Source organism: Enterococcus sp. AZ171, assembly GCF_051714005.1.
Lineage (GTDB): Bacteria > Bacillota > Bacilli > Lactobacillales > Enterococcaceae > Enterococcus_B > Enterococcus_B pernyi.
Map to the genome: position 1 here is coordinate 600,098 of NZ_JBIORA010000001.1, position 12,859 is coordinate 612,956.

Annotated in this window: 13 protein-coding genes; 9 read left to right on the forward strand and 4 right to left on the reverse strand. The window is 38.9% G+C overall.

Going from position 1 to position 12,859, the window contains the following annotated elements:
* Window positions 1-41: 41 nt before the first annotated feature.
* Entirely contained in the window at window positions 42-1,412 is a 1,371-nt protein-coding gene (locus IGJ49_RS02810) for an amino acid permease (RefSeq protein WP_023519175.1), read from the reverse strand.
* 241 nt (window positions 1,413-1,653) lie between these two features.
* Here IGJ49_RS02810 and IGJ49_RS02815 point away from each other — a divergent pair, with 241 nt between their 5' ends.
* The 6 genes from IGJ49_RS02815 to IGJ49_RS02840 all read left to right on the forward strand — a co-directional run bounded on the left by IGJ49_RS02815 (window position 1,654) and on the right by IGJ49_RS02840 (window position 7,408).
* Window positions 1,654-2,400: a metal ABC transporter ATP-binding protein gene (locus IGJ49_RS02815; RefSeq protein ID WP_023519176.1), complete on the forward strand. Its 747-nt coding sequence runs from the start codon at window positions 1,654-1,656 to the stop codon at window positions 2,398-2,400.
* Complete coding sequence (locus IGJ49_RS02820) at window positions 2,397-3,269, forward strand: metal ABC transporter permease (protein ID WP_153830459.1); 873 nt, start codon at window positions 2,397-2,399, stop codon at window positions 3,267-3,269. Before IGJ49_RS02815 ends, IGJ49_RS02820 begins: the two co-directional genes overlap by 4 nt.
* A gap of 15 nt (window positions 3,270-3,284) precedes the next feature.
* Window positions 3,285-4,220, forward strand: coding sequence for a metal ABC transporter substrate-binding protein (locus IGJ49_RS02825; protein WP_023519178.1), 936 nt, complete (start codon window positions 3,285-3,287; stop codon window positions 4,218-4,220).
* A 273-nt stretch (window positions 4,221-4,493) separates the two neighbouring features.
* On the forward strand, window positions 4,494-5,240 hold the full coding sequence (locus IGJ49_RS02830; RefSeq protein ID WP_010736215.1) for a hypothetical protein: 747 nt from the start codon (window positions 4,494-4,496) through the stop codon (window positions 5,238-5,240).
* Window positions 5,241-5,255: 15 nt separating this feature from the next.
* Window positions 5,256-6,422: a tRNA epoxyqueuosine(34) reductase QueG gene (gene queG / locus IGJ49_RS02835; RefSeq protein WP_153830461.1), complete on the forward strand. Its 1,167-nt coding sequence runs from the start codon at window positions 5,256-5,258 to the stop codon at window positions 6,420-6,422.
* A 377-nt stretch (window positions 6,423-6,799) separates the two neighbouring features.
* A complete protein-coding gene (locus tag IGJ49_RS02840) occupies window positions 6,800-7,408 on the forward strand; it encodes a LysM peptidoglycan-binding domain-containing protein (RefSeq protein ID WP_023519180.1) in 609 nt (202 codons plus the stop codon).
* A 63-nt stretch (window positions 7,409-7,471) separates the two neighbouring features.
* On the opposite strand, the gene IGJ49_RS02845 is transcribed toward IGJ49_RS02840, so the two are convergent.
* Both IGJ49_RS02845 and IGJ49_RS02850 read right to left on the reverse strand, forming a co-directional pair.
* The gene (locus IGJ49_RS02845) at window positions 7,472-8,578 is read right to left on the reverse strand and encodes an NAD(P)/FAD-dependent oxidoreductase (RefSeq protein ID WP_023519181.1); all 1,107 of its coding nucleotides are present in this window, start codon (window positions 8,576-8,578) and stop codon (window positions 7,472-7,474) included.
* A 178-nt stretch (window positions 8,579-8,756) separates the two neighbouring features.
* Window positions 8,757-10,139, reverse strand: a complete 1,383-nt coding sequence (locus IGJ49_RS02850) for an MFS transporter (protein ID WP_010736211.1) — start codon at window positions 10,137-10,139, stop codon at window positions 8,757-8,759.
* A gap of 209 nt (window positions 10,140-10,348) precedes the next feature.
* Here IGJ49_RS02850 and IGJ49_RS02855 point away from each other — a divergent pair, with 209 nt between their 5' ends.
* The 3 genes from IGJ49_RS02855 to IGJ49_RS02865 all read left to right on the forward strand — a co-directional run bounded on the left by IGJ49_RS02855 (window position 10,349) and on the right by IGJ49_RS02865 (window position 11,909).
* Window positions 10,349-10,999, forward strand: a complete 651-nt coding sequence (locus IGJ49_RS02855) for a GyrI-like domain-containing protein (protein ID WP_224434543.1) — start codon at window positions 10,349-10,351, stop codon at window positions 10,997-10,999.
* Window positions 11,000-11,056: 57 nt separating this feature from the next.
* Complete coding sequence (locus IGJ49_RS02860) at window positions 11,057-11,512, forward strand: arginine repressor (protein WP_010736209.1); 456 nt, start codon at window positions 11,057-11,059, stop codon at window positions 11,510-11,512.
* Between the two features lie 190 nt (window positions 11,513-11,702).
* Window positions 11,703-11,909 carry a hypothetical protein gene (locus IGJ49_RS02865; protein ID WP_023519183.1) on the forward strand — a complete coding sequence of 69 codons (207 nt, stop codon included), beginning with the start codon at window positions 11,703-11,705 and terminating at the stop codon, window positions 11,907-11,909.
* 50 nt (window positions 11,910-11,959) lie between these two features.
* Here the strand turns inward: IGJ49_RS02865 and IGJ49_RS02870 are convergent, their stop codons facing one another.
* Window positions 11,960-12,790, reverse strand: a complete 831-nt coding sequence (locus IGJ49_RS02870; RefSeq protein WP_010736207.1) for a manganese catalase family protein — start codon at window positions 12,788-12,790, stop codon at window positions 11,960-11,962.
* Window positions 12,791-12,859: the final 69 nt, after the last annotated feature.

The following is a 12,859-nucleotide window of genomic DNA, read 5'->3' on the forward strand; positions in this document are numbered from 1 at the left end:
CGTTCGCGCAGTCCTGACTTCTTTTTGTATACTTTCTTATACTATTCCTTGATTTTTCTTTCGCGTACAAAATAGTAACCCGCCATATAGATCAAGAAAATCAAACCAATCATCAATGAGATCCTTGTTTCGGGATTGATGAACATAAAGACTAATACCACTGCCAAAAAGGCCAATGACAGGTAATTGGTATATGGGGATAAGGGCATTTTAAATGGATGTTCAAGCATTTCTATCGGATGTTTTTTTCTGAATTTGATTTGACTGATCAAAATAACGATCCAAGGTACCATCCCTGGTAAGATACTGGAACTATAGACAAAAACAAATAAATCCTGTGATTGGGAGTAGACGAAGGGCAACAAATAATTCAAAATCAACCCAATCAAAATACCAAATGAGATGGCTACTACTGGGTAAAATGGCACTCCATGACGTGTAAGTTTCAAAAACTTTTTAGACATTTTGCCGTTGATGGCTAATGTGTAGACCATGCGACTGGCGCTGAAAATACCGGAATTACAACCAGATAAAGCAGCAGTGATGACAACAAAATTGATCAAACCAGCAGCAAACGTGATCCCGATTTTAGAAAAAGTTTGAACAAACGGTGATCCTAGTTCGCTCAATTGATTCCAAGGATAGATGCTGACAATGATGAAGATCGCCCCAATATAAAAAATCAAGATCCGCCCGATCGTTGATTGGACAGCGTCTACAATCGTTTTTTGGGGATCTTTCGCTTCACCTGCAGTCATCCCAATCAACTCGATTCCTTGGTAAGAGGCAACGACGATCGATAGAGCAAAAAAGAATCCTTTCACGCCACCAGTAAAGAAACCACCATTTTTCCATAAGTTTGAAATCCCGATTGCTTCTCCATGGTTACCGAATCCAAATAAAATGATGCCTAAACCGGCGATGATCATCAAAATAATTGTCACTACTTTAATAGTAGAAAACCAAAATTCTAATTCACCGAATGCTTTGACAGAAACAAGGTTGGCGAACATCAAGAAAAGGATCACAACGATTCCTGGAATGATCTGGGGCAAGTCTGGCCACCAATAGTTCATATATTCCCCTACAGCAATGACTTCACTGATACCGACCACGATAAACTGAAAAATATTGCTCCAAGCCGTCAAATAACCTGCGACGGGATGGATGTATTCACTTGCATAATTAGCGAAAGAACCGGTAGAAGGATCTAAATACAACATCTCGCCCAATGCACGCATGATCAGGTACAAAAAGAAGCCTGCTACAGCATATGCAACCATTACAGAAGGTCCTGTCCAACGGATGGTGGATGAAGCACCCATGAACAGACCGACACCGATCGTTCCTCCTAGCGCAATCATTTGAATATGACGTGCACTGAGACTACGAGTTAATTTTTCTTCTTCCATACAAAAACTCCTTTTTTAAGTTGAGTGATAAAGTAAAAAATAAGTTTATTCTATAACTAGCAAACAAAATAACGACCATTACTTTATAGCTCTTGTTTGTGATTTTACAGAAAATTTTCAAAAATTGCGAGAAAAATCTAAAAAATCAAAAAAATTAGCTATAACACTTGTAAATGATTTTGATATTAGTTAAACTAAGTTTGAATAAAAAGTTAGGTACACCGAAAAGGAGTGGTAAGAGGTGTCTAAAAATGAAATATCCGTTAAAGATTTGACGGTTGCTTATCAAGGAAAGACAGTATTAAATCATGTATCAACAGTTATCCAATCACAAAAATTTACAGGGATCATTGGACCGAATGGCGCTGGGAAATCTACTTTTATGAAAGCTTTATTAGAATTAGTTCCTAAAATTTCCGGAGAAATCACTTTCGACGGTCGCTCCATAAAAACGATTCGTAAAAAAATTGCCTATGTCGAACAGCGTAGTGAGCTGGATCTTTCTTTTCCGATCGATGTATTAGGGGTAGTTTTGTTAGGAACCTATCCATCCTTGCGCTTGGGGCAACGTCCTGGGAAAAAAGAAAAGGAACGAGCAAAACAAGCCTTAGCGAAAGTGGACATGACAGATTATGAAAATCGACAAATCAGTGAATTATCTGGAGGACAATTACAGCGGATATTTATTGCTAGAGCCTTGGCTCAAGGCGCAGAATGGATTTTTTTAGATGAACCATTTGTTGGGATCGATGCGGTCAGTGAAAGAAAAATCTTTGCTATTTTGGATGAACTGAAAAATGAAGGGAAAACTATTGTGATCGTCCATCATGATCTGCACAAAGTCGAAGCCTATTTTGATGAAGTAATTTTATTGAATAAAGAATTGATTGCAGCTGGATCAGTTGACGAAGTATTTACTTCAGAAAATCTACAGTTGGCTTATGGGGAGATCATTGGGCAATTAGTTAAAGGGGTAATGGAAAAATGATTCAATCGTTTATTGAGGGGTTAATGGATTATCAATTTCTGCAATATGCATTGATTACATCTATGTTAGTTGGATTGGCTTCAGGGGTGATTGGCTCTTTTATTATTTTGAGAGGGATGTCTTTGATGGGGGATGCGATTTCTCACGCAGTACTGCCTGGAGTCGCGATTTCGTATATGTTTGGTTTTAGTTACATTCTAGGAGCCACTGCATTTGGGATGTTGACAGCTGGCATAATCGGATTTGTCACACAGCGTAGCCGTTTGAAAAATGATACAGCTATTGGGATCGTTTTTAGTTCATTCTTTGCATTAGGTGTCATCTTGATTTCTTTTGCTCAAAGTGCAACTAATCTGTACCATATCTTATTTGGAAATGTTTTAGCAGTTAGAGAAAGTGATATGTTGATGACTGCCATAGTGAGTGGGATCGTCTTATTGTTTGTATTTATTTTTTATAAAGAACTGAAAATCACTTCTTTTGATCCGATGATGGCAAAAGCTTATGGGTTGAATACGACACTTGTTCACTATTTGTTGATGTTCTTCTTAACACTGGTTGCCGTTGTGAGTTTACAGACAGTAGGAACGATTTTGGTCATCTCGATGTTGATCACACCAGCAGCAACTGCATACCTATTGACCGATCGATTGGCAAAAATGATTTTTATTTCGGCAACAGTCGGCGTGTTAAGTGCGATCATCGGTGTGTTTTATAGTTATAGTTATAATTGGCCTTCTGGGGCGACCATCGTGTTGACCAGTGCAGTATTCTTTACGTTGGCCTTTTTATTTTCACCGACTAAAGGGATTATTTTTTCAAGAAACAAAACGAAAAAAATGCCGAGTCGTAAAAAATCTAACGAATAGAAATGGAGTATGTACATGAAAAATAAACTGAATATCTTATGGTTAATGGGAGCTGTCTTATTTATTTTTGCAGGTTGTGGCAGTTCCGCAGCAGAAGAGAAAGAAGAAAACCTGACCGTCGTAGCAACAAATTCGATCATCGCCGACATGGCGAAAGAAGTTGGAAAAGAACATGTCGATGTGCATAGTATCGTCCCTGTTGGAACTGACCCACATGAATACGAGGTATTGCCAGAAGATATCAAAAAAGCAAGTGATGCTGATGTCATCTTATACAATGGGTTAAATTTGGAAACAGGGGATGCTTGGTTTGAAAACTTGATGGATACGGCAAATAAAAAAGAAGATGAAGACTATTTTGCAGTAAGTAAAGAAGTTGAACCACTTTATTTGACCGGTGGAGAATCAGAGACAGAAGCAGATCCACATGCGTGGTTGGATCTTTCAAACGGAATCAAATATGTACAAGAAATCGCACGCATCTTTGCCGAAAAAGACCCAGACCATGCTCCGCAATATGAAGAAAATGCAGATGCATATATCGAAAAATTGAAAGAATTAGATAAACAAGCGAAAGAGAGTTTCGGATCGATCCCAGACAATAAAAAACTATTAGTAACAAGTGAAGGAGCTTTTAGATACTTCTCACAAGCATACGATCTACCAGCAGGGTATATTTGGGAAATCAACACAGAAAGCCAAGGTACACCTGAACAAATGCAGTCGATCATCAGCCAAGTTCGTACTTCGGATGTTCCAGTCTTATTTGTGGAAACAAGTGTTGATCCGAGAAGCATGGAACGTGTCGCAAGTGAAACAGGCCTTGAAATCTATGATGAGCTATTCACTGATTCCATTGCAAAAGAAGGAGAAACTGGTGATTCTTATTATGGAATGATGAAATGGAACATCGAAACGATCCACGATGGTCTATCTCAAGAAAAGAAATAATCACTAATCGATTTAATAATCTAAAAAGAGGCAAAAGTGTGTAGCCTCGATAAATAAGGCGTCATCCACGAAAATTGTTCTTTAAATTTTTGTGGATGGCGCTTTGTTTTTGAAGAGAGTCCTTCTATTCCTTCCGTTTGCTCAGTTTTGGAGACGTGAGGACTAATGCTTCCGCAATTTATACAAATAAAAATTCGTTCGTTTATTGTTTTAAAGATACCAATTTTAGTGAAATTCCGTTATAGTTAAAAGAGAGGAAAGGAAGGTGAAGCTATGAATTTTACTAGCAAAGACAAACAATTGATTGCAAAAGAAATAACAAAAAAAATCAACCAACTAGAAAATAAGGAGAAAGATCAAGATCTCCTATTTCTTGAAGCAGAAATGGCGAAAGCGTTCATAGCAAGCCCAGAAGAATTGGAAACAGAGGAATACCCTGGAAAATGGTTATTTGATGATTTTCAGCCATTAGATGAAGAAACAGGCATTGGCTACTTTGTCTTTCTTTCATCCGTCGGTTTTACTCCTGGCGTATTAGTCAAACAAAAGAACGAACTAAAGGTTCAAGCATGGCCCGCGTTGTTTTCTTTGATAGGGACAGAGGGTGTGATTCCAAAAATCCAATCCGCATTTTTCAAGAGTGCATTTATTGCAAATAGCAAACTAATGAATACGTATTATAATCGTTTAGTAGAAATTGCTCGTCCAGGAGAAATTCCACAAACGTTCACTTATGGGCAACAAAAAAATCTATACGAAGATGTTGTTTATTCACGGGATCTATCTGAGTTCTCAGCAAGAGAACAACTACGTTTACATGAACTACTCCACACCAAACCTGTTTCGTTGAACTTTTTCAATGCATTAGACCAACGTCGAAAATGGGTATCCGTGAATTTCTGGGAAGTATTTGCTGCTAGAAATCGTTGGATGGAAGAAAGAAAAATCCCAGATCAACAGATCCAATTCGTTCAATTGAAAAAAGAACGATTATATTACGGATTATATAGTCGTGTCTGATCGAGGGTGGTAATGATGGCACTAACATTAAAGGAAGAAATCATTCAAGAAAGTAAGCGAATCGGGATTGATAAAATCGGGTTTACTACAGCAGAGCCATTTGATCATTTGAAAGAATCGTTGGTAGAACAAAAAGCTGCTGGACATACTTCTGGATTTGAACACCCTAATATCGATGAACGTTTATATCCGGAAATGACGTTTGATCGGCCGAAATCAATTATTGCAATTGCTTTAGCGTATCCGACAAAGATCCATGAAAAGATGCCTAGAGATGAAAAGCGTGGACAGTTTGCTCGTGCTTCTTGGGGCATCGATTATCATGATGTCTTACGGGATCGTCTGCAACAATTGATTTCATTTATTGAGTCACGAGCGACACATTGGCAAAAGGAAGAAGAATGGCGCTTGGCGCCGCAAGTAGATACAGGTGAGTTGATCGACGTAGCTGTGGCGCAACGTGCTGGATTAGGGTTTATCGGTCGAAACGGATTATTGATCACAGAGGAATTTGGCTCGTTTGTCTATTTAGGTGAGATCGTGACCAATATCGACCTAGAACCAGATACTCCTGGTGTCTTTGGGTGTGGCGAATGTACGCGTTGTGTGACGGCTTGCCCAACGGATGCACTTTTAGGTGATGGGCGAATGAATGCTAAACGCTGTTTGTCTTATCAAACGCAGACAAAAGGCATGATGCCAGAGGAGTATCGAAAGAAGATGAGCAACGTCATTTATGGTTGTGATATCTGTCAGTTGGTTTGTCCTTATAATAGAGGGAAAGATTTTCACTTTCATCCAGAAATGGAACCAAAAGTAGACGAAGTCTATCCGAAACTCACGCCTATGTTAACGATCTCTAATAAAGAATTTAAACAGCAATACGGTCATTTGGCTGGCTCATGGCGTGGAAGGAAACCTCTTCAACGAAATGCGCTGATTGCCTTAGCCAATTTAGGAGAACGTGCCGCTTTGCCTCATATTGAAGAGTGTCTAAGTGATGTTCGTCCAGTGATTCGCGGGACAGCAGCGTGGGCAATCGGTAAGTTAGGAATCAAAGATCCTGAAAAATGGCAAGAAGTATTAAGTTGCGCACTGGAAAAAGAAACAGACGAAGAAGCAATCCATGAAATGAACCAAGCAATCCAATTGTTACAAAAGAAAAAAACTCCTAAAAAATGACTTTTTTACTCGAATACGTCATTTTTCCCAGTAATTGTTGTAACAATTACTGGTTTTTTTGTGTTTATTGCATCAATTTTTGGGAAAATGAGAAGAATTTCGCAGAAAAATACAATAAATTGAAAAAAATTTATTCTAAATATTACAGAATGTAAGTTTTTTTAAAGTTTCTGTGAAAGGGTTGAAAAACGATTCCAACGTTGATTTATAAAGCTTCTACGACTTTAGTCCTAGTTTTTCGGAAAATCAAATATTACAAATATTAAAAATGTGACGATTTTGTCATTAAATGTCATAATTCTTTCACCTATGAAATATTTCTAGATGATAAAGTTAGTGACGTTGAAACAAATCAAAGAGAAAAAAAGGAGCTTACTATGAATTCAATTAAAAAGATCGTTTTGGGGACAACTGTTGCCGCTGGAGCAACTGCAATGTTTGTAGGGACTACTGCTCATGCAGATGAAGTCTATACAGTAAAAGCTGGAGATTCATTATCTAAAATCTCACAAAAATTTGCAGGTGACAATTCACTGATCAAAGCTATTGCAGAGCAAAATTCGATTGACGATATCAACCGCATTTTCGTTGGTGAAGAATTAACAATTCCAACTGACGCTTCATCAGTAAAAACAACAGAAGTAGCACCAACAACTGAAAAAGTAGAAACTCCTGTAGTAACAGAAACACCAGCGCAAGAATATACATACGTTGCGCCTGTTGAAACAGTTGAAGTAGCACCAGCTACAACTACTGTAACAACAAACAGCAACTCTGCGAAAGAATGGATTGCACAAAAAGAATCAGGTGGTTCTTACACTGCAACAAACGGCCGTTACATCGGACGTTACCAATTAGATTCAGCATATTTGAACGGTGACTACTCACCAGCGAACCAAGAACGTGTTGTAGAAGAATACGTTGCTGGACGCTATGGTTCATGGGATGCTGCAAAAGCATTCTGGTTAGCAAACGGTTGGTACTAAGATAACCATCAATCATGAATCCAAAAAAGAGGGCTACGCAAGTAGGCCTCTTTTTTACTTCTTTTATAATCTTGAAAGGTACGTATCGATTGATTTTTGATAATGGTCGCCTCGCCAAATGCCTGTGTTGAGATACTCTGCAATCAAATAGCCGATATAAGGGCCAGTAGTCAAACCAGAGGAGCCTAAGCCACTTGCGGCGATCAAGCTTGGTTCATCTGGAACAGGTGCAAAGAACGGCGCAAAATCGGAGGTGTACGCCCGTGTGCCTACTCGCATGGTGTGTTTCCATGTAGCAAGTTGATCGGGTTCAGCTAAAAATGGTACTGTACTTTTTATCAATTGCTGATAAGCAGATTCGGTAGGAACCAAATCCCAACCCGCATCATTTTCATGGGTTGCGCCAACTAGTATAGTCCCATCGTTGAATGGGATAAAATCGGCTTCCCCTTCTAACATGGCAACAGGCCATTCTTGGCTGTTCGCATAAGGTGTTTGAAAAACGATCAGCTGTCCTTTTTGTGGACGAATATCAGCATGAAAGCCAATCTGCTCCAGTAACGGCTTCAATGAAGGGCCAGGCGCTAGAATGACTCGGTCAAAGTCAAGTTGTCCAAAAGTACCAGAGATGACCCAGTGTGCGGTTTCTTTGCGTAACTGGACACGTTCAGAGATTACTTTGACCATTTGTTTCTCCAAGCGTGTGGCAAGGTGAGATAGATAGGCATGACCGTCTAAACGTCCCCCTCCAGTCACAAATAAAGCAGGTGTTGGTTTTAGCAATGGGAGAACTTTGGCTGTTTCTTCAGCTTGTAACAGCGAAATATCGCCGATTTCAGGTGCGTCTTTCTTTCGTTGTTCGGCAAGTGCAGCAAGATCTTCCAAAGCTTCTTTTTGGCGAAAAATCAGTGTGCCGGATTGTTTATAGATGGAATCATCAAGTGATAGATCCTGGATTAGTTTTGGGAAAAAAGCCGCACCATCTTTTGCTAACTGATACCACTGTTTATTTCGTCTTTTTGAAAGCCAAGGCGAGATGATGCCTGCACTAGCGCGAGTAGCTTGTCCTTCTTTTGCATCAAATAAGGTCACCTCAAATTTAGAGGTGTCTAAATAGTTGGCTAATGTCATACCGATGATGCCACCACCGATAATAGCAATTTTTTCCATAGAAAAACCTCCTTTACTTATCTACCATCTCATAGAATCATTAGAGATACAATATTTTATCCAAGGATTTTTTTCTATTTCATCCGAACGATTGTATGGTGAAAACTGATTATTGATAAAGTTAGAGACAAAAAAAACAAGGAGGAGTGAGCTTCATTCTCTCACACCTCCTTATCTATTAATTTTGTATTTGCTTAGGTTTTTGCACCATATAGCGGATAAATAGGATCAAACTAATGATCAACAAGCCAAGTAGGACACTTAAAGCAACTTTTGATCCTAACGTTGTTGCTGCTTCATAACTATCTGAACGATGATCTTGGAAAAAGTTGATGATCACAGCCACCAACGTAGTAGCGACAGCGCCAGAAAATTGTTGCAACGTATTGAATACGGCGTTGCCATCACCTTGTAATTCCATCGATAAAGCATTCATTCCAGTAGTCATCATATTGCTATAAGACAAACCAATACCGATCATATAGAAGAAATGACAGGCAATCAAAAAACCTAATGATGCATGACCTAAGATCAGGACAAGGGTAGTCCAGCCAACAAGTGAAAACAAGAGACCGATGAAAATTGGTTTTTTAGGTCCATGTTGGTCGAGTAGCTTTCCTGAAAAAGGTGATAACAGGGCACCAATCGTTGCACCTGGAAGCATAGCTAAACCTGCGACAAAGGCATTGTTCCCTTGGACGATTTGGACAAAGTTCGGTAGGACAAAAGAAACACCAAGTAATAAAAATTGATAAACTAAAAAGCTAAATAAGAATAAGCGAAACGTATGGTTTTTAAAAATTTCAAGTCGGATCAACGGATGATCGGCTTTTTTTGTTCGTTGATAGAAAAGGATGAATCCTAAAATGGCGATGACTAAGGATGCCCAGCCAATCCAGTCTCTGAACATGCTTAGAAAAGTTAAGCTTCCACTGAACATCAGACTAATACCAAGGACGCTGAGTAAATCTAAGCGACCAGATTTTTCCACCTTAAATTTAGGAATCGCGTATAAGCCAATCCCAAGTGAAAGGAGTAACACTGGCAATAGAAAGATAAAAATATGACTCCATGAGAAATTAGCAGTTAAGATCCCACCATACGTAGGACCAATCGCTGGTGCAATGGCGGTTGTTAAAGTACCAAGACCCATCATCGTTCCTCTTTTTCCCATAGGAGCAAAAGTCAAGATGATGTGAAACATCAATGGCAAGGCTATCCCTGTCGCAGCACCTTGGAGTACCCGTCCTAAAAGCAGTAACAAGAAGGTAGGGGAAAAGTAATCGACCAATAAACCAGCAATAAATAGTAAATTGGAACTCAAGAAAAGAGTACGCAGGCTAAAGTTTTTTGTCAGATAAGTTGAAAGTGGCACAATGATCGCAATCATTAATAAGTAAATGGTTGTTACCCATTGTACTTGGGAGGTACTGATTTGAAATTCCTGAATCAGCGTTGGGAAGGTCACGTTCATTGCGGTTTCGATCAAAACACCTGCAAATGACATGATCCCTGTGGCAAGTACAGCAGGAATTAATTGTAGTTGTTTTTGTTTTTGCATGTTTTTCACCTCTAAATTATTTCGTAAAAAAAGAGAGAGATTTCTATTCGAAAATAGAAACCGCCTCTCTCTCGACACGCTAGGCGTGTTATCTGTACGATTTATCGTTCGGCTTATTCTAGCACAAGTCTAAAAATAGTGTCAACCAGATTAGCCAATCCAATGTAAAAGAGTTATGATAGTAGTGAAGAAGAAAACAAGGAGGGCCTATGGAAAAAATCGAATGGAGAAAAACCGACCCTAGTTATCGTATGTCAAAGAAACCGCAATTGATCACACTCCCTGCTCAAAATTTTTTTTGTATCAACGGAATAGGTGATCCAAATGGAGAAGAATTTAAGCGTCGTGTAGGTAGTTTGTATGCTGTTAGCTATACGATCCGAATGGCACCTAAAAATGATTGGCTGATCCCTGATTACTCCCCCTATACTGTGTATCCTTTAGAAGGTCAGTGGGGACTGCAAGAAAAATTTTTGAACGAACCAGTGATGTTAAAAGAGCATTTTTCTTATCAGTTGATGATCAAGCAACCGGATTTTGTGACTCCTCAAGTTGCTGCAGAGGCGTTAGTACGAGCCAAAACCAAAATTCCAGAAGACCTAGCGAGTCAGCTCGTTTTTAAGACGATTGAAGAAGGCCTTGTGGCACAGATCTTACACATTGGTTCCTACGACGATGAACCAGAAACATTTGAAAAGTTGGCTTTATTTCTCAAGGAAAAAGGCTATCGCCGAACTTCAAAAGAGCATAAAGAAATCTATAGGAGTGATCCCAGAAGGACGGCACCAGAAAAATTAAAGACGATTTTGCGAGTAACCGTTGAACAAGACAAATCAGTCGAAGTGTCAGACATCAACTAAAAGAGAGAAAGATTCCCTGTTTTTTTGCTATAATAGATACGAAGAGGTGTTTTTTGTATGAAAAAAAATCAACGACAATCATTGATTCGCCAATTGATTACTGAGCATGCCATCGGTACGCAAGAGGAATTATTGAATCATTTGCAGATGAATGGGGTCAATGCAACGCAAGCAACGATCTCACGAGATATACGTGAGTTGAAACTTGTGAAAATCCAAGATGAGAATAAACAAATACGCTATGCGTTATTCAATCAACAAGCGGATTCTTTGATGGAAGATCGCTTGCGAAGTGCGGTCAAACGAGAAGTATTACGAATTCAACGGATTCAATTCATGATCGTTGTCTTAACAGAAAAAGATGGTGCGGATGTGGTAACAAACTGGTTAGATGAAGTTGATTATCCAGAAGTGGCTGCGACGATTGCCGGCGTTGATACGTTCATTATTATTTGTCGCACAGAAGAAGAAGCCCAGGCTTTCGCTGAAAAATTAGAGCAAATGAGAGAATAGCTCACGTTTAGTCTAATGATCAATGGAAGCGCTAAACATATTGACGTTGTGTAAATCGTACTAAATTCCATGGATACTGGACTTGCAAGAATGGTACGTAATGATTGGAAGGGTGTCTTTACAATCTGGATCATTCTAAAGCTCCAATCAATTTGAACAAGTATACAGTGAAAGAGGGGCGAGCAGTCCAGTGATGACAAACATGATCATTTTTCTGACGATTTTAGTTTACGGCGTCAATTTTTTGGCATTTATGTACATTAAAATAAAAGAAATCAAAAATTACCTAGAAAAAATTGCGATCTATTTTGGTGTGAACATGACATTGTTGTTCACCAGTAGTATTTTCCTATTTTTTGGTAAGATCGTCGAAGACGGAATATTGTTGATAGAATAATAGAAAAAACTGATGCCCATTAATATAGGGCATCAGTTTTTAATTTTCATTTATTTTTTTTTGGGAGGGGTACCGTACATTTTAGGTGTTACCGGTTTTAATTTAGGTGCTTTGCCTTCGATCTTAGGTTCTTCCAACCATTGATACTCCCCTTCACCATCTAAAGCTTTACCTTTTGCCCAAGAACCTTCGCTACTTTCGTCACCTTCTGAAAAGTTATAGAAATCATAAGCAATATCTTTACGTTCTTCTTCTCTTGGGAAAGTCGTAGGAACAAGAATACCGCCTTCTGTTTCTTCTAATTCTTTGACAGCCGCTGCCCAAAGGTTTTGATGATAACTGTCTCTAGCCAATAAAACTGATAGTAGGTCTTTTACGCCACGATCATCGATCATTTCGTAAATACGTGCCACTTGTAGTCTTCCTTGAGATTCTGCGTTTAAGTTTGCACGAAAATCAGCAAGTAAATTTCCACTAGCAACAATATAACCACCACTCCAAGGATTACCAACGCTATCCGCAGGACGAGGTCCTAAGCCAGCTACAATAGCGTGTTGAGGATTCATGCCGGAAATGATCGCACCAATCGTTGGGTCTTTTTTCATTGCTTCTTCTTGATCTTCAACAGGTGCATCTTCAAGTAAGCGAGCAACCATTGTCGCTAACATTTCAACGTGTCCAAGTTCTTCTGTTGCAATGTCCATCAGCATATCTTTATATTTTTCTTCTCCACGACAGCTCCAACCTTGAAAAAGATATTGCATCGCTACACTCATTTCACCATACTGTCCGCCAATCAATTCTTGTAAATATTTTGCGATTAATGGATTCGGACGATCTGGTTTTGCCTCAAACTGTAATTCTTTTTGGTGTCTAAACATCAAATCTCCTTCTAATCATTTTTTAATACATTGCTATTGTTATATGTAATGGAAAAAAATTAAAAGAAA